The organism is Bradyrhizobium sp. IC4059 (genome assembly GCF_020193615.1).
Lineage (GTDB): Bacteria > Pseudomonadota > Alphaproteobacteria > Rhizobiales > Xanthobacteraceae > Bradyrhizobium > Bradyrhizobium yuanmingense.
This window is the reverse complement of sequence record NZ_JADYVH010000012.1, coordinates 159,216-176,570: the sequence shown is the minus strand read 5'-3', so window position 1 is coordinate 176,570 and position 17,355 is coordinate 159,216. Positions and strand designations below refer to the sequence as shown.

Annotated in this window: 17 protein-coding genes; 3 read left to right on the top strand and 14 right to left on the bottom strand. The window is 65.4% G+C overall.

All coding sequences use genetic code 11. The annotated features are described in order from the left end of the window. Positions 1-61: 61 nt before the first annotated feature. From I6F12_RS30710 to mobB, 12 genes are all read right to left on the bottom strand, one after another. Positions 62-817 (bottom strand): IclR family transcriptional regulator, encoded by a 756-nt coding sequence (locus I6F12_RS30710; protein WP_225157924.1) that lies wholly within the window; start codon positions 815-817, stop codon positions 62-64. 8 nt (positions 818-825) lie between these two features. After that, positions 826-1,707 carry an NAD(P)-dependent oxidoreductase gene (locus I6F12_RS30705; RefSeq protein WP_225157923.1) on the bottom strand — a complete coding sequence of 294 codons (882 nt, stop codon included), beginning with the start codon at positions 1,705-1,707 and terminating at the stop codon, positions 826-828. 62 nt (positions 1,708-1,769) lie between these two features. Beyond that, the gene (locus I6F12_RS30700) at positions 1,770-2,966 is read right to left on the bottom strand and encodes an ABC transporter substrate-binding protein (RefSeq protein WP_051057080.1); all 1,197 of its coding nucleotides are present in this window, start codon (positions 2,964-2,966) and stop codon (positions 1,770-1,772) included. A 16-nt stretch (positions 2,967-2,982) separates the two neighbouring features. Beyond that, a complete protein-coding gene (locus I6F12_RS30695) occupies positions 2,983-3,840 on the bottom strand; it encodes an alpha/beta hydrolase (RefSeq protein ID WP_109145110.1) in 858 nt (285 codons plus the stop codon). Next, a complete protein-coding gene (locus tag I6F12_RS30690) occupies positions 3,837-4,280 on the bottom strand; it encodes a hypothetical protein (RefSeq protein ID WP_036011397.1) in 444 nt (147 codons plus the stop codon). The genes I6F12_RS30695 and I6F12_RS30690 overlap by 4 nt, the downstream gene beginning before the upstream one ends. A gap of 161 nt (positions 4,281-4,441) precedes the next feature. Then, entirely contained in the window at positions 4,442-5,527 is a 1,086-nt protein-coding gene (locus tag I6F12_RS30685; protein ID WP_225157922.1) for a HupE/UreJ family protein, read from the bottom strand. An 18-nt stretch (positions 5,528-5,545) separates the two neighbouring features. Beyond that, a complete protein-coding gene (gene ybaK, locus I6F12_RS30680; protein WP_036011401.1) occupies positions 5,546-6,019 on the bottom strand; it encodes a Cys-tRNA(Pro) deacylase in 474 nt (157 codons plus the stop codon). Between the two features lie 136 nt (positions 6,020-6,155). Beyond that, a complete protein-coding gene (gene fdhF / locus I6F12_RS30675) occupies positions 6,156-8,924 on the bottom strand; it encodes a formate dehydrogenase subunit alpha (RefSeq protein ID WP_225157921.1) in 2,769 nt (922 codons plus the stop codon). Then, positions 8,921-10,627 carry an NADH-ubiquinone oxidoreductase-F iron-sulfur binding region domain-containing protein gene (locus I6F12_RS30670; protein WP_225142397.1) on the bottom strand — a complete coding sequence of 569 codons (1,707 nt, stop codon included), beginning with the start codon at positions 10,625-10,627 and terminating at the stop codon, positions 8,921-8,923. Before I6F12_RS30670 ends, fdhF begins: the two co-directional genes overlap by 4 nt. 269 nt (positions 10,628-10,896) lie before the next feature. Next, entirely contained in the window at positions 10,897-11,130 is a 234-nt protein-coding gene (locus tag I6F12_RS30665) for a sulfurtransferase TusA family protein (protein WP_225112323.1), read from the bottom strand. A gap of 47 nt (positions 11,131-11,177) precedes the next feature. Further along, positions 11,178-12,434, bottom strand: a complete 1,257-nt coding sequence (gene glp / locus I6F12_RS30660) for a gephyrin-like molybdotransferase Glp (protein ID WP_225157920.1) — start codon at positions 12,432-12,434, stop codon at positions 11,178-11,180. 9 nt (positions 12,435-12,443) lie between these two features. After that, on the bottom strand, positions 12,444-12,971 hold the full coding sequence (gene mobB, locus I6F12_RS30655; protein WP_225135032.1) for a molybdopterin-guanine dinucleotide biosynthesis protein B: 528 nt from the start codon (positions 12,969-12,971) through the stop codon (positions 12,444-12,446). 208 nt (positions 12,972-13,179) lie between these two features. Here mobB and fdhD point away from each other — a divergent pair, with 208 nt between their 5' ends. Together fdhD and mobA are read left to right on the top strand one after the other, a co-directional pair. Further along, positions 13,180-14,070 carry a formate dehydrogenase accessory sulfurtransferase FdhD gene (gene fdhD / locus I6F12_RS30650; RefSeq protein ID WP_036011418.1) on the top strand — a complete coding sequence of 297 codons (891 nt, stop codon included), beginning with the start codon at positions 13,180-13,182 and terminating at the stop codon, positions 14,068-14,070. Continuing rightward, entirely contained in the window at positions 14,051-14,707 is a 657-nt protein-coding gene (gene mobA, locus I6F12_RS30645) for a molybdenum cofactor guanylyltransferase MobA (protein WP_225157919.1), read from the top strand. The genes fdhD and mobA overlap by 20 nt, the downstream gene beginning before the upstream one ends. A gap of 5 nt (positions 14,708-14,712) precedes the next feature. Here mobA and I6F12_RS30640 read toward each other — a convergent pair whose 3' ends face one another. After that, positions 14,713-15,012 carry a hypothetical protein gene (locus I6F12_RS30640; protein ID WP_225146962.1) on the bottom strand — a complete coding sequence of 100 codons (300 nt, stop codon included), beginning with the start codon at positions 15,010-15,012 and terminating at the stop codon, positions 14,713-14,715. A 110-nt stretch (positions 15,013-15,122) separates the two neighbouring features. On the opposite strand from I6F12_RS30640, the gene I6F12_RS30635 reads away from it, so the two are divergent. Continuing rightward, positions 15,123-15,353 (top strand): hypothetical protein, encoded by a 231-nt coding sequence (locus I6F12_RS30635; RefSeq protein ID WP_036011421.1) that lies wholly within the window; start codon positions 15,123-15,125, stop codon positions 15,351-15,353. Positions 15,354-15,394: 41 nt separating this feature from the next. Here the strand turns inward: I6F12_RS30635 and I6F12_RS30630 are convergent, their stop codons facing one another. Next, on the bottom strand, positions 15,395-17,344 hold the full coding sequence (locus tag I6F12_RS30630; RefSeq protein WP_225157918.1) for a molybdopterin biosynthesis protein: 1,950 nt from the start codon (positions 17,342-17,344) through the stop codon (positions 15,395-15,397). Positions 17,345-17,355: the final 11 nt, after the last annotated feature.

Sequence of the window (17,355 nt, the reverse complement as noted above, 5' to 3'; positions counted from 1 at the left end):
GGAGAAATTCTGTCCGTCAGTGGCATGCTCGACCTTCCAGCGTTGCGCATTTTGTCGACAACTAGCGCCTCGCCCTGCGCGCTGGACGCGCGTCTTCAGCCAAAGCCGATAAGGCATTGTCGAGAATCTCGGTCGGACCGCCCAGCGTGCGCGTCAGGCGGATGGCTGCCTTCAGCAACAGCGACGCCATCGTCTTGATATTGTCTCTCGTGAAGCGCGGCTTCGGCCCCGAGAGCGACAAGGCGCCGACGCACTTGCCGCCGGACCCGAACACGGGGCAGGCCAGCCCGGCACAATCCGGATCGCGCTCCCCGAACGACACTGCGATGCAGGCCTCGCGAATCGCGTCATAGGTCGCGCCTTTCTCACCGTCGAAGGCGAGAATAACCCGGCCCGCCGCCCCGCGCTCCAGCGGCAGCAGCATGCCGGCCTCGACGCGGTCGAGCGTCGAGTGTTGGGAATCGACGCGGAACACGCAGAGCCGGCGCTTGGCATCATGCCGCACGTGGTACGACGGACTTTCGGTGCCGTCGGCCACGAGCTGGCGCAGCAGCGGCATCACCCGATCATGCAGATTGTTGTTGCGCTGGTACACCGCACCCAGCCGGAACGGCGTCGGCCCGAGATGGTAGCGGCCGTCGGCGAGTTGCACGAGGTAGCCGAATTCCTGAAGCGAGGCCATCAGCCGCAACAGCGTGCTTTTGTACATCTTGGTGCGCTTGGCAAGCTCCGCCAGCGTCATCGGCTCCGGGGCATCCTCGAACGCGGCAAGGATCGTCAGAGCGCGGTCGACGGCGGCGACACCGGGCGAAGGCATGGCGTTTCCTATTGGGGGAATCCGGAGGGATCGATGAGCTTAGCGATGACGGGAAAGTAAGCATCCCCCATCCCCTTGTCGATCGTCTCCTGGAAGATGGTGCGCATAAGCGCGGCACCGCGCAGGTTGAGCCCAGCCTGCGCGCCGAGCTCCAGCGCATAGGAGAGGTCCTTCATTGCATATTCAGTGGAGAACGCCCGCAGCGGAAACGCCCCGGCGACGATCGCCTTCATGCCGTGATTGCGCAGGGCAAAACTGTCCGCCGACCCCTTGGACAACGTCTCCAGCAGCAGCTTCGGCTCGACGCCGCTGTGCTTGGCAAGCGCGACGGCCTCCGCCAGCGCATTCACCGTCTCGAACAGCACCATGTTGTTGAGGATCTTCGTCACTTGGCCTGCGCCGGTTCCGCCACAGAGAGTGACGTCGGTCGCAAAATGCCGGATCAGCGGCTCGACCGCGGCGAACTGCTCGGCTGTCGCGCCGACCATAACGCTGAGCGTGCCGTCCTGGGCTGCCTGGCGGGTGCGCGCGATCGGCGCATCGATCCAGAGCGCGCCCTTCTCCGCGAGCTGCTTCGCGAATGAACGGGTCAGGCCGACGTCGGACGTGCCGAGATCGATCACAGTCTGGTCGCGCTTGACCGCCGGCAGGATGCTCTCGAAGACCGACATGACGTGCTTGGCGCTGGGCAGGCACAGGAAGACCGTCTGTGCGCCGGCGACGACATCCCCGATCGACGTCGTCGCCGTCGCTCCGTCAGCTGCGACCCGAGCCAACGGCTCCGCAGCAAGGTCGAAGGCAAGCACCGGCCGGCCGCTCTTGCGCAACAGGTTGCGGCAGATCGGCTCGCCCATGACGCCAAGACCGATGAACCCAATCGAACCAGACATTCCTAAACTCTCCCTCGAAGTCGTGTGGCCGGGCGGACGCCGGTCCCGCCCGGCCGGCGCAGTTACTTTACCAGCGGGCAGCCGCCTTCGCTCAACGGCCGGAATACCTCGTCGCCCGGCTTGGAGCCGACGATCCGGTAATAGTCGAACTTGTACTTGGACTCCTCCGGCTTCTTCACTTGCACGAGATACATCGTGTGCAGCACGCGCCCGTCGGGGCGGACCGCAACGTCCTTGTTGTACATGTCGTTGACCTTCAGCTCGTGCATCTTGGCGGCAACGACCGTTGCATCGGTGGTGCCCGCTGCCTTGACGGCGGCGAGGTAATGTCGGACGCCGCTGTAGACGCCTGCCTGCACCATGCTCGCGACCTTGCCGTCCATCAGCGTCGAGTAGCGCTTCGACCAGGCCCGGGTCTGCTCGTTGAGGTCCCAGTAGAACGAGGTCGTCACCTGCAAACCCTGCGTGACCTTCAGGCCAAGCGAGTTCACATCCGTGATGAAGACCAGGAGGCCGGCGAGCTTCTGGCCGCCCTCGACGATGCCGAACTCACCAGCCTGCTTGATCGCGGTCTGCACGTCCGCGCCCGACGTCGCGAGGCCAACGACGTCGGCCTTGGATCCCTGCGCCTGCAGCAGAAAGGACGCAAAATCCGCAGTGCCGAGCGGATGCGCGGCCGAGCCGATCACTTTGCCGCCGGCGACGTCGATGAACTTCGTGGCATCGCGCTGAAGCGCGTGACCGAAGGCGTAGTCGGCTGTCACGAAGTACCAGGTCTTGCCGCCAGCCCGCGTGATCGCGTCGCTGGTCAGCTTCGACAGCGCGTAGGTGTCGTAGTTGAAGTGGAAGCTGATCGGCGAGCAGGACTTTCCCGTGAAATCGGACGAGCCCGGACCCGAGATGACGAAGATCTTGTTCTTCTGCTTGGCGACTTCCAGGATGGCAAAGCCGGCCGAGGAGGCTGCGCCGTCCGCGATCATGTCGACGCCCTCATTGTCGAACCATTTGCGCGCAGTTGCCGATGCGATGTCCGGCTTGTTCTGATGGTCGGCCGAAATGATCTCGATCTTCTTGCCGAGGAGTTCGTTGCCGAAATCCTCCGCGGCGAGCCTTGCGGCGGCGACCGAGCCCCGCCCTCCATTGTCGGCGAACACACCGGACTGGTCGTTGAGAACGCCGATCCTGATGACATCGTCGGCCGCGACCGCGGCACTCGTCTGCGCGGCCAGAGCGACCGCAATCATCCAACGCAACTTCATAACATACGCCTCCCGTTTACGACTTTTGCTTATCGAGGATGTTTTGCAGCACCGGCGCGATGTAGCGGCGGAACTGGCCTGGGTTTTCACTCATCGGAAAATGGCCAAGCCGCTCCATGACGGTGGCCTTCGCACCGGGAATCCCGGCGGCGGTCCGCAGCGTGTCCTCCGGCGTGCAGGAGAAATCGTACTCGCCGGTCAGCAGATAGAGCGGGCACTGGTTGACGTCGATGTTGCCGGTGCGTCCACGCAGATCGCCATCGACGCGATAGAAATAAAGATCGCCCTTGAAGATGCCGGGTCCGCCCTGCTTGTAGCCCCACAGTGTCTCGTTGCGCGCACCCTCAGGACCGCCAGGCGCGATCAATCCCGATACCAGCGCGGCGCAGACCTCGCCGCCATGAACATCGGGCCGGTTCAGCCAGGTCGTTTCGTACCAGGGCTGCTGGAAGTCGGCGGCCTCAAGGCCGATCAGAGCGCGAAACTCGTGAGCATGCGCAATGGCGAGATTGAGCACGATGCGGCCACCGATCGAGCAACCCATCACCACCGGCCGCTCCAGCCCAAGCGCGCTGCAGAAGGCGCGGATCGTCGCCGTGTAGCTCGCGGTGGTCAGCCGGTATTCGCTGCCATATCGGCTGTCCGGGGGATTGGACTTACCATGCCAGGGCATGTCGAAGGTGATGACTCGGAAATGCCTCGTGAACTCGTCGTCCACGAGCAGATGACGCCACTGCCGCGCGTCGGAGCCGGCGGTGTGGAGGCAAACCAGGGGAATGCCGCTGCCGTTCTCCTCGAAATAGATCCTGTTGACCTCGCCATCGATCTCGACGTGCACGTAGCGCCCGACAATCGGCTCGATGAAGCCGTTCATGACGCGCCTCCGAACCCGCTGCGCCGCGGTAGCGCCAGAAGATCCTTGAAATACTGAAGGTACGCCATGAACGGATGCAGATCGCCTTCGAGCGTCGCCTGCCCGCGCTTGGTCAACGCCAGCAGATCGTGCCATCCCGCCGGCGGCATTCGTTGCCAATATGCGGCGAACGCGGCGGGCGTCGCGCGATAGGAGAAGCGCCAGGAACGCATCAGCACTGGCGCCGGCGCCATGTCGACGATCCGACCGGCCCGAATGGCGAGGTGGAATGGCTGCGTGCTCGGCCCGAGCAGGCAATCCACATCGAGCCAGCGACCACGGGCAGTGAGGGCCTCGTCGCGGATCAGCAAATCGGGAATCGCCTTGAAGGCTTCGATGACGGCATCGGGCGTGAATGGCACCGGTGAGCCGTCGTCCTGCCGGACGCGTTCGAATTCCATTGTCTCGTCCCTCAATTGCGTTCGTTCTATTGTACAGAACGATATTCTATTTCTATTCCAGTTTCTATACAGGGCTTGTGAGCGAACTCAAGTGCGCAGGAGCCGTGGGGCCGCGCGCCGTGGCGGAAGCAGGCCGACCGCGCGAGAGAGACCGCTTGATTTCAAGCTTCGAAGACGCGCGCGACCAGCCAATAGCCGCCGAGCAGGCCGATCATGGCAGAGAACGTGTAAACCAGCCCCTCCGCCCTCACCGGTTCGGACCGGTCCCCTCCGCTCCATCGATCGGCGAGACGGAGGGTCGGCAACGCGACCGCAACGATCGCGACCTGCCCGATCTCGACGCCGATGTTGAAAGCGGCAAGCGCCGGCACGGCTGTGTTTGGCGGTAACCCGATGTCACGCAGCACCCCCGCGAAGCCGAAGCCGTGGATCAAGCCGAACAGAAAAGCCACGCGCCAGCGCCTGTCGATGTCGCGCGAAAAGAAGTTCTCGACCGCGACGAACACGATCGAAGCGGCAATCGCCGGCTCCACGATGCGGCTCGGAATCACGAGAACATCGAGCGCGGCCAGCGACAAGGTGATTGAATGGGCAATGGTGAAGGCCGTCACGATTTTGACGACGGGCATGAGCCGTCGCGCCCACAGCACCACCGCGATCAGGAATGCGATGTGATCGTAACCGAGGAAGATGTGCTCGATGCCGGTGATGACATAGCGCTGCATCGTCGACCACAGCGACGGCGGCGCGGTTGAAAGCGTGACCGTCGTGTTGCCGGCGTCGAGCAAGGCCTGCGTTTCCGACCGCCCCTGCGCAATCAGCACGATTTGTCGAGCAGCCTTGTCCTTCTCGGTCAGCACGGTGGAGCGATAGATGAGATCGCCGGCAGCGTCGGCGCAGGCAAAGCTGTTGCGATAGACGACGCCGTCGCCGTCGGCCAAGATCGCGGCATCTCCGGCAACACAGGCCTTGGCACCACCTGTGACAGCCAGGTGCGTGCCCATATAGGCAAGGATCGCGGGCTTGGCCGCTTCGACCGCGACAGGATCGACCGCGTCCCGTCTCGGATCATAGATCTTCGTACCGATCAGGCGATCGACATCGCTGCCCTTCAACCCGAGCTCGACGCTCACCGAGCGATCAGGGCTCAGCCCCACGCGCGCGGTGACGAGATTGACCTCATGTGCCTCTGCCGGGAAAGCGATGCCGAGCAGCACCCAGAACCCCGCCAGAAGCAGCCGCCTCATGATCCCGCTCCATCGCGCTCACGCCAGCACATCCGCCACCACGGCCTTCAGGACGTCCCGCGCATCGGCCGGCTTCAGCCGGACCTGCAAGCCGCGCTGGCCTCCATTGAGATAGACGAGATCATGCGCAAGCGCGCTCTGCTCGATGACGGTGCGCACAGGCTTGCGCTGCCCGAACGGGCTGATGCCGCCGACCTTGTAGCCGGTGACGCGCTCGGCCTCGGGCGGCTTCATCATCTGCGCCGACTTGCCGCTCGCCGCCGCCGCCAGCTTCTTCATCGAGACCTCCTGGTCGGACGGCACGACCACGCACACCGGCTTGCCGTCGACCAGCGCCATCAGCGTCTTCAGGACGCGCGCCGGCTCCTCGCCGAGCGCGGCCGCCGCCTGGAGCCCGATGCTCTCGGCGTCGGGGTCATAGTCGTAGGTGTGAACCGTGAAAGCAACACCGGCGGCCGTGAGTGCGCGTGTCGCGGGGGTGACTTTGGACATGCGTCACATGTAGCACCGTCATTGCGAGGAGCGAAGCGACGAAGCAATCCAGAATCTTGCCGCGGAGGCAGTCTAGATTGCTTCGCTTCGCTCGCAATGACGGTGTGGGCACCATGCGCCCCACCCATGACGTCCCCTACTCCGCCGCGTCACGCATCACGGCGCGCTCGGCCCGCGCTGCGCAGAACTTGAACTCCGGGATCTTGCCGAACGGGTCCAGCGCCGGGTTGGTGAGCAGGTTCGCCGCCGCCTCGGCGTAGCAGAACGGCATGAACACCATGTTCTCCGGCACGTCGCGGTCGGAGCGGACCTTGACCTCGACGGCGCCACGGCGGGTCTCCAGGCGAATGAAATCGCCGGGCACCAGCTTCTTCTTGCGCATGTCCTTTGGCGACATGAACGCGACCGCCTCGGGCTCGATCTGGTCGAGCACCTGGGCGCGGCGCGTCATCGAGCCGGTGTGCCAGTGCTCCAGCACGCGGCCGGTCGAGAGCACCATCGGATATTCGTCGTCGGGAATCTCGTCCGGCGGGATGACCTTGGCCGGCACGATCTTGCCGCGGCCGCTCGCGGTCGGGAAGCCCGTGGTGAAGATGATCTCGTTGCCCGGCTTGTCCGGAGCGTCGACCGGATAGGTCACCGCGCCTTCGCGCACCAGCCGCTCCCAGGTGATGTTCTTCAGCGACGGCATCAGCTCTGCCATCTCGGTGAAGACGTCGCCGGGTCCGGCATAGTTCCACGGCAGGCCCATGCGCTTGCCGATCTCCTGGATGATCCAGAGATCCTGGCGCGCATCGCCGGGCGGCTTGATCACCTGACGCGCCAGCTGCACGCGGCGGTCGGTGTTGGTGAAGGAGCCGTCCTTCTCGGCGAAAGCCGAGGCCGGCAGGATCACGTCGGCATGGAAGGCGGTCTCGGTGACGAAGAGGTCCTGCACCACGAGATGATCGAGCATCGCCAGCGCATGGCGCGCGTGCTGCAGATCGGGATCGGACATCGCGGGATTCTCGCCCTCGATATACATGCCCGTGATCTCGCCGGCATGGATCGCGTTCATGATCTCGACCACGGTCAGGCCGCGGACGGGATCGAGATCCTGCTGCCAGAGCTTTTCGAAGGCGCCCCGCAAATCATCGCGGCCGACCGGCTGGTAGTCCGGCAGGAACATCGGGATCAGGCCGGCATCGGAGGCGCCTTGCACGTTGTTCTGGCCGCGCAGCGGATGCAGGCCGGTGCCGGGACGGCCGACCTGGCCGGTGATCAGCGCGAGCGCGATCAGGCAGCGCGCATTGTCGGTGCCGTGGACGTGCTGGCTGATGCCCATACCCCAGAAGATGATCGACGATTTCGCGCGCGCATAGGTGCGCGCCACCTCGCGCAAGGTCTGCGCCGGGACGCCGCAGATCGGCTCCATCTTCTCCGGCGTGAACTCCTTGATCTTCTCCTTGAGGTCCTCGAAACCCTCGGTGTAGCCGGCGATGTACTGGTCGTCGGTCAGGCCCTCAGTGATGATCGTGTTGATCATCGCGTTCAGCATGGCGACGTCGGAGCCGGGCTTGAACTGCAGATGCTTGGTCGCATGCCGCGACAGCGACTGCCGGCGCGGATCCATAACGAACAGTTTTGCGCCGTTCTGCTTGACCGCGTTCTTGATGAAGGTCGCCGCAACCGGATGGTTCACAGTCGGATTGGCGCCGATCACGATGATGACCTCGGCGTCCATGGCGGCAGAGAACGGTGCCGACACCGCGCCCGAGCTGAGGCCTTCGAACAGCGCCGCGACCGACGAAGCGTGGCAGAGGCGCGTGCAGTGATCGACGTTGTTGGAGCCGAAGCCGGTGCGCACCAGCTTCTGGAACAGATAGGCCTCTTCGTTCGAGCCCTTGGCCGAGCCGAAGCCGGCCAGCGCCTTCACGCCCTTCTCGTCGCGGATCTTGACGAGGCCCTTGGCGGCGATGTCGAGCGCTTCCTCCCAGCTCGCCTCGCGGAAATGCGTGAACGGATTGGCCGGATCGACCTGATCGTTCGCATCCTTTTTCGCGTTCGGCAACCGCACCAGCGGCTTCGTCAGGCGATGCGGATGGTGGATGTAGTCGAAGCCGAAGCGGCCCTTCACGCAGAGACGATTGTGATTGGCGGGGCCGTCGCGGCCTTCCGCATAGATCACCTTCTCGTCCTTGACCTCATAGGTGACCTGGCAGCCGACGCCGCAGAACGGGCAGAGCGAATCGACCTTCTTGTCGGCATAGGTGACGCGCGTCTGCTTGTCGTCGAGCATCACGGCCGGCATCAAGGCGCCGGTCGGGCAGGCCTGCACGCATTCGCCGCAGGCAACGCAAGTGGATTCGCCCATGGGATCGTCGAAGTCGAACACGATCTTGGCGCCGGCATTGCGGTAGGCCATGCCGATGACGTCGTTGACCTGGACCTCGCGGCAGGCGCGCACGCACAGGCCGCACTGGATGCAGGCATCGAGATTGACGCGCATCGCCGGATGGCTGGCATCGGTGGCCCAGCGCTCGGCGGCGGGAAAGCGGCTCTCGGTGACGCCTGTCGTCTCGGCCCAGTGCCAGAACTTCGACTCCGGGTCGTGGCTGATTTCGCGCGCCGGCTGGTCTGCGACCAGCAGCTCCATCACCATCTTCTGCGCAGCAGTCGCGCGGGCGCTCTCGGTCTTCACCTTCATGCCGACCGACGGCGTGCGCTTGCAGGACGCAGCCAGCACGCGCTCGCCCTCGATCTCGACCATGCAGGCGCGGCAATTGCCGTCGGGGCGATAGTCCGGCGCCGGCGAATAGCAGAGGTGCGGAATGTCGCGGCCCTGGCGCTTTGCGACCTGCCAGATGGTCTCGCCGGGCTTGGCCTCGACCTGCTTGCCGTCGAGTTCGAACGTGATCTTGGTCATTCGGCGGCTTCCTTGAACTCGTCAGGGAAATATTTGATCACGGAAGACAGCGGATTCGATGCCGCCTGTCCGAGCCCGCAGATCGAGGCATCGCGCATCGCCTGGCTCAATTCTTCCAGCAAGGCACGGTTCCAGACCGGCCTTTGCATCAGCAGCGCCGCCTTCTGGGTACCGACGCGGCACGGCGTGCACTGGCCGCAGCTCTCGTCCTCGAAGAACTTCATCAGGTTCAGTGCGGCCGACCGCACGCTGTCCTTGTGCGACAGGATCACGATCGCAGCCGAGCCGATGAAGCAGCCGTATTTCTCCAGCGTGCCGAAATCGAGCGGGATGTCGTCCATCGCTGCAGGCAAAATGCCGCCGGACGCACCGCCCGGCAGATAGGCGTAGAACTGGTGGCCGTCGGCCATGCCGCCGCAATATTCCTCGATCAGCTCGCGCACGGTGATGCCCGCGGGCGCGAGCTTCATGCCGGGATTCTTGACGCGGCCCGAGACCGAGAAGCTGCGCAGGCCGTGACGCTCGTGGCGGCCATGGCCCTTCCACCAATCGGCGCCCTTCTCGACGATGTCGCGCACCCACCACAGCGTCTCGATATTGTTGATCAGCGTCGGCAGGCCGAACAGGCCCACCTGGAACGGGTAAGGCGGCTTGTGCCGGGGCAGGCCGCGCTTGCCCTCGATGCTCTCCAGCAGCGAGGATTCCTCGCCGCAGATGTAGGCGCCGGCGCCGCGCCGCAGATGCAGCGTCGGGCCGCTCGACGGAAGCTTTGCGATCTCGCGCTGGAGGATCTCGCGCGAGGCCGGATATTCGTCGCGCAGATAGATGTAGACGTCGCTCGCCTGCACCACGTGAGCGCCGATCAACATGCCCTCGATGAAGCGATGCGGATCGGTTTCGAGATAATAGCGGTCCTTGAACGTGCCGGGCTCGCCCTCGTCGCCGTTGATCGCCATCAGCCGCGGCCCGGGCTCGCCGAGCACCGCGCGCCATTTGCGCCCGGTCGGGAAGCCGGCGCCGCCAAGGCCGCGCAGCGAAGCGTCGTCGAGCGCCTTCAGGAGATCGTCCTTCGACAACTCGCCGGAGCGCAGACGATTGAGCAGCTTGTAGCCGCCACCCGCGACGTAGGCATCGTACTCGGTATATTTGGGCAGATGCGTATGAGTATCGCCGGCCTTTGCCGCCGCCATCACATCGGCGACGGTCGCGTGGTCGACGAAATTGTGCCCGACCTCGGCGGCCGGCGCTGTGTCGCAGCGTCCAACGCAGGGCGCGCGCACGACGCGGATGCCGGGACCTGACGCGCTCTGCAGATCTTCGAGCAGGTTCTCGCCGCCAAGCATCGCGCAGGTGAGCGAATCGCATACCCGGATCGTCAGCGGGGGAATGTCGGGCTCGCCTTCCTTCACCACGTCGAAATGCGCGTAGAAGGTCGCAGTCTCGAACACCTCGGCGAAGGCGAGCTTCATCTCGTCGGCGAGCGCGGCCAGATGCGCCGCCGAGATCTGGTGATACTTGTCCTGGATCAGGTGCAGATATTCGATCAACAGATCACGCCGTCGCGGCCTGTCGCCGAGCAACAGCTCGATCTCGTGCGCGGCCGTGGGATCGACCTGCCGCCCCTTGGGGGTCGCCTTGGCGCGTCGGCGTCCCTCACCGGGATGCTCGAAGGAGCGGACCTTGTGCACGTCCTCGTGGCTCATCGCTTCGTCTCGATCTCGTCCTTATCAGAACTCCACTTCTATCCTCTGGCATGCCAGATGCCAAGAAAATTATCACGCTCGCGGAAGTGGTTACGCTGCACGGCTCAACAGAGCCCAGCACCGGCCCTGCGTTCTTGAGCAAGGCCGAGCCAAGCCCGAATTGGCCGGGAGATCAATAAAGGCGTCTCATGCTGCGATAGCGAAGTCCTATCGACGTCGCTTGAGGCGCGGCGGGAGCGCAAAGGCCGTCGCCGTGAACATTCCCCTTTCTACGGGGCGTCGCTCTTTTCGACCAGGAACACGATGCGTGTCTCGTTGCGCTCGGTGATCTCGACCTTGTCGCCGGTCTCGCGGATGAGATTGGGAATATCGATCACAGAGAGCGGATCGGTGCAGTGAACTTCGAGCTGGTCCCCTGCCTTGAGCGGCTTGAGCGCCTTCCGCGTCTTGAGGGCCGGCAACGGGCATTTCAACCCGGTGAGATCAAGTGTCGTCCTGGTCATGGCCGCACCATGGCGAGGCGCAGCGGCTGCGTCAACGTTAGGCGGCATCAGATCAGGCTGGCGTAGGGCAGGAAGCCGACATCCTGCCCCGGCTCGACATTCGTGATGTCCTCGCCGAGTTCGACGAGGCCATCGGTCTCGACCACCGAGGATAGGAGCCCTGCCCCTTCGCGCGGGAACTTGATCGCCTCGAGCCCGCCGTCCTGCGCGCGCCGCAGCGAGGCGCGCACATATTCACGCCGGCCGGCCTTCTTCTTGTAGGTGAACGCCGCGCGCAGCGGGATCGCCAAGAGCGGCTCCGGCAAGGCGCCCGACAGCGCCAACGCCGTCGGTCGCACCACATGGACGAATGTCACGAAGCTCGCGACGGGATTGCCGGGCAGTCCGATCAACGGTGTGCCGCCGATGATGCCCATCGCCACGGGACGGCCGGGCTTGATCGCCATCCGCCACAGCACCAGCGAGCCGATGCTCTCCACCGCCGCCTTGACGTGATCCTCCTCGCCGGTCGAGACGCCGCCGGTGGTGAGGATCAGGTCATGGCCGCCTGCGACCTGCTTCAGGCCGCGCGCCAGCGACGCTCGCTCATCGCGCAGAATGCCGAGATCGCTGACCTCGCAGCCCAGCCGCCGCAGCATCGCCATCAGCATGAAGCGGTTGGAATCGAACAATTGCGAGGCGGCGCGCGGCTCGCCGGGCGAGGCGAGCTCGTCGCCGGTCGAGAACACGGCGACACGGATGCGCCTGACGACGTCGAGCCTTGTCAGGCCGAACGCGGCGGCAAGGGCGACGTGCTGCGGCCGCAGGCGCTGGCCGGCGCGCAGCGCGACCTGACCTTGGGGAATGTCCTCGCCTGCGGGCCGCACATTTGCGCCGGGCTTCAGCCCCGGCGGCAGCACGATCCTGCCTGAAGCATCGATGCGGACGTCCTCCTGCATGAAGACGGTCTCCGCATCCGGCGGCATCGGGGCGCCGGTGAAGATGCGCGCGGTGTGGCCGGGCTTGATCGGCGCTTCCGCAGGGCCGCCGGCCTGGATGCGGCCGTCGAGCGGGAAGGCCTGCTCTGCGCTTGCCGGAAGGTCGGCGTTGCGCACGGCGTAACCGTCGACGGCGGAGTTGGTGAACGGCGGCAGCGGCAAAGGCGCGGCCACATCGCGCGCGAGCACGCGCCCGTCGGCATCGACCAGCGCCACCGTCTCGAGATCGACGATGGCGTTGACGCGCGTCGTGATGAGGCCGACGGCTTCGTCGACCGACATCATCGGGCCGCCGAAGGCAAAGCAATCGTCCGACAGTTGCGCCATGGTGCCTCGTCAGCGTGTCGCGGCGCTTCTTGCTACCGCTTCCTCGACCGGCATCGCCGCCCGTAGCATCAATGCCGCCGCGCCTTCGATATCGTCGAGATGGACAGTCGGGAGCCTCGTGTCAATCGCGACGTCGGTCGCAATCCCGGCAATTCCGGGATCGTCCGGAAACAGCAGCGGCTTGCCGTTGGCGGCACGATGCACCTCGATCTTGCGGTGCGGCTCGCGCTTGAATCCCTCGACCACGACGAGATCGACCGCGGAGAGCTTGTCGAGCAGCTCCGGCAGCCGCGGCTCCGCCGCCCCGCGCAGCTCATGCATCAGCGCCCAGCGTTTCGACGAGGCCACCAGAACCTCCGCCGCGCCGGCCTCGCGATGGCGCCAGGAATCCTTGCCGGGCACGTCGACGTCGAACTGGTGATGCGCATGCTTGATCACGGAGACGCGCAGGCCCTGCGCGTCGAAATGCGGGATCAGCCGCGTCAACAGCGTTGTCTTGCCCGCACCGCTCCAGCCTGCAAGGCCGATGACTTTCATTCCAGCTCTCTTTTCCAGCAACCAGCGCTCGCCGATGGAACCACCATCCCCTCCCCTCATTGGGAGCGCAGCGAAGCAATCCAGACTGCCGCTGCGGAAAGATCCTGGATTGCTTCGCTGCGCTCGCAATGACGACAAGGTGGCATTTCGCTCTCTCCCCGCCATGCTTATATCGGCTTGACCCGAATGTCATGCTAACCTCGCCGCCATGATGAAGATCGACAAAGCCCCGGTGCCCCTGATCGTCCCCAATCCGGACGACCCGCGCCTGACCCAGAGCGTGACCGGCACCGACCAGACCGGCGCCAGGGTCGAGATCAAGGTACCCATGGAGCGGCCGCTGACGCTCTATTTGAACGCGCAGGAGATCGTCACCATGATGACGATCGGCGACTACCCGGAATATCTGGCGCTCGGCTATCTGCTGAACCAGAACATGCTGAAATATAACGACGTGGTCACCGAGGTCGAGTACGACGACGACCTCCAGGTGGTCGTCGTGCGCACCTCACACCACACCAATTTCGAAGCCAAGCTGAAGAAGCGCACGCAGACCTCCGGCTGCGCGCAGGGCACCGCCTTCGGCGACCTCTTGGAGGCGGTCGAGAGCGTCGCGCTGCCTAAGGCAGAGCTGCGCACCTCCTGGCTCTACCAGATGACGCAGACCATCAACACCATGCCCTCGCTTTATCTGGAGGCCGGCGCGATCCACGGCTGTGTGCTGTGCAAGGAAGGGACCCCGCTCTGCTACACCGAGGATGTCGGCCGCCACAACGCCGTCGATAAGATCGCGGGCTGGATGTACCGCCACGGCGTCGACGCGTCCGACAAGATCCTCTACACCACGGGGCGCCTCACCTCCGAGATGGTGATCAAGACGGTGCGCATGGGCATTCCGATCCTGGTGTCGCGCTCCGGCTTCACCGCCTGGGGTGTCGATCTGGCAAGGCAGGTCGGCCTGACGCTGGTCGGGCGCACCCGCGGCAAACGCTTCATCGCGCTCGCAGGCGAAGAGCGTATCGTCTACGACCAGAACCTCGCTTATGTCGAAGAGGAATCGGCCAAGCACAAGCGCAAGGGTGAAGGCGGTGACGACTGACATTTCCGCGGCGCGTGTTCCGCCGACTCTCGGCGTGCTACTCGCCGGTGGGCTCGCGCGGCGCATGGGCGGCGGCGACAAGCCGATGCGCACCATCGGCGGCCGCACCATTCTGGAACGCGTGATCGCGCGCCTTGCGTCCCAGTGCAGCGGACTGATTCTCAATGCCAACGGCGATCCCGCCCGCTTTGCCGCGTACGGCTTGCAGGTCGTCGCCGACGACGTGCCCGGCTTCCCGGGTCCCCTCGCCGGCATCCTCGCGGCGCTCGACTGGGCCGCGGCGAACCGGCCGCAGATCGAATGGGTGCTCAGCGCCGCCGGCGACTGCCCGTTCCTGCCGCGCGACCTCGTCGCGCGCCTGCATGAGGCGCGCGCGCGTGAGAATGCGCAGCTTGCGGTCGCAGCCTCAGGCGAGCAGTCGCATCCGGTGATCGGCCTGTGGCGCGTCGCCTTGCGCGAGGAGCTGCGCCACGCGCTCGTGGACGAAGACCTCCGCAAGATCGACCGCTGGACCGCGCGCTATCCGCTCGCAACGGTGACCTGGCCGAACGAGCCGCTCGATCCGTTCTTCAATGCCAACACGGTCGAGGACATCGCCGAGGCCGAGCGGCTGGCGGCGCTGGATGACGCGTCTTAGCGACTCTATGATTTCGGAAACTCGTTGAGGAGCTGCGCCCAGATGATCGCGAAGGCGATCAGGCCGCAAATGCCGACGGCAGTGGTGAAGCGCGGCAAACGGCCGATCGCAACCAGCACCCAGGCCGGCAGGAAGAACGCCCCGAAAACCATGCCCAGCGGAAACACCGCGAGCCATTGAAAGCCGCTGCCGTCCCCGGGCGGGACATTCGCGATGTAATGGAAGGTGTAGAGCCAGAACAGCGTGCCGGCCGCCGCGACGAGAGCAGCGATCTTGCGGAATTTGAGGGGCGTCGATGCAGTCATGACCTGGCTCATGTTCCTTGGTCGCTGCGGCGCCCCGCCAGGTTCATGACGTCTTGAACCGGACCTGGAACGGGAGCGACCACAGGTCTGGACATTCCCCGGACGAAGCCATGGCCGCCCCTCTCTTGAATACGATCTTCGAATTCGTCGACTTCGTCTTCGATCTCTCCGAGACGATCGATCGCACGAGGCAGCTGAGCAAGCCTGACATCGTCGAGGTGCCGCCGGATCCAAAGCCGCTGCCACCCGCCGCGCGGCGCGCGCTTGCCGAGGCCGAGGATCGTGAGCGCAAGCGAGAGCAGGCCGCTCAGGCCGCCAGCCGTACCGACCAGGCATCGTAGCCGTAGACCTCTCATGGCTCGAACGCGTCGTGGTCCCTCGTCTATGCGGGCCGGAAGCCCGCTCGCGCGAGCGACGCGCGTACCTCGTTCGAGCCGAGTGCGTCGAGAAACGCCTGCACTGCCGGCCGTTGCTTTCGCGCACTCACCAGCGCGAAGTCATAATGCTCTTCGGCGAGCGGAATGAAATCGAGGCCGGCCGCATAGGCGACCGGCGCGATGGTCATGCCCCAGTCGGCGCGGTGCTGCGCCACGGCCGCCGCTACCGCATTGTGCGAACGCGGCTGGTTCCAGTAGCCTTCCGGACGCGCGCCGCCGAGCAGCCGGTCGATCAGGATGCGCGTGCCGGCGCCCTGGTTGCGGTTGACCATGATGCAGGCGGGATCAGCGAGCGCCGCCGCAACGGCGTCCTTTGCACCAAGACCTTGGAAACGTTTGTCGTCCTTTCGGAAGACGATGCCCTGCATCCGCCGCCAGCCTGGCACGAGCTCGAGACCTTCGACGAGATAGGGCGTGTTGTAGGTCTCGCTTCTGTCGTCGAACAGGTGGATCGGCGCGAGATCGCATTCGCCACGTTTGGCTGCTGCAAGCCCGCCGAGGCTGCCGACCGCGATCGAGCGCACGGTGAGACCAGCATGCGCGAGCTGTGCGGTGACGAGATCGAGGCCGGTGCAATGGCTGCCGACGATGACGAGATCCGGCACGCGCACATGCGGCGTGAACAGCGTCACCTCGGTCTCGGTGCCGGCCGGCATCTGGTCGGCAAGTGCGTCGATGCGCAGAAAGCCGTCCGCCTGAGCAAAGGACGTGATCGCACCAGACCCCTTGCCGGAGGGATAGGCGATGAGGCCCTCCCTGCCCTCAACCAGCGAGACCATGACGAATTCGGTACGGCCGAGCTCGGAAGCGATGCGTACCGGCACGGTCGCGTTCACCTTGGCATCGGAGCGCGGCGGCAGTCCGGCCATCCTGCGCAGCACCGGCACGATCATGTCGTGGAAGGTGAACATCGCCGAAGTCGGAAAACCCGGCAGGATCACGACAGGCTTGCCGTCGCACACCGCAAGACACAACGGCTTGCCGGGCTTGAGCGCGACGCCATGGGCGATGATGCCGGGTGCGCCGAGCCGGCTGATGATGCGATGAGAGAGGTCGCCCGCGCCTTTCGACGTGCCGCCCGAGAGCACCAGCATGTCGGCTTCCGCAAGCGCGTTGCGCATGGCGGCTTCGAGCCTGGCTTCGTCGTCCGGAACAGCGCCGAGGAAGACGGCCTCGCCACCGTTTTCGTCGACCGCGGCCGCGACGATGGCGCCATTGGTATCGTAGATCTCGGCGGGCCCGAGCACCTCGCCGGGCTGAACCAGCTCATCGCCGGTGGAGATCACGGCAACCCGCGGCCTGCGCGCGACACCCACCTCGGCGATGCCGCAAGCCGCCAGCATGCCGATCTCGCGCGAGCCGATGATGGTGCCGGCGCGCAGCAGCGCCTCGCCGCGCGCAATGTCGGACCCGGCATACGAGACGAATTGCCCCGGCGACACGGCGCGACGGACATCGATCGCATCCTGGCCGGCAGGCTGGGTGTGCTCGACCATGACCACGGCATCGGCGCCGCGCGGCAACGGACCCCCGGTGGCGATCGCCGTTGCGGTTCCGGCCGCCACCTGCAGCGTCGGCGCGGTCCCGCAATGAACGGTCTCGCCATTCAGCGCGAGGCGCACGGGCGCGCCCTCGCCGGCCGCCGCAAGGTCGGCGGAGCGCACGGCAAAGCCGTCGACATTGGAGCGGTCGAACGGCGGCACGTCGATCGTTGCCGTGATATCTTCGGCGAGGGCAGCGCCCAGCGCGGCTGCGAGCTTGCGCGTTTCAGTTCGAAGCGCGCGCGGGAACAAGGCCGCCTCGAAGCGCGCCAAGGCCTCTTCGCGCGACAGGATCTTGAGGAACTGCTCCTGCTCGAGCGCGCTGCGGTCCGGTGATTTCGGGATCATCGTCATGCCAGAACCCT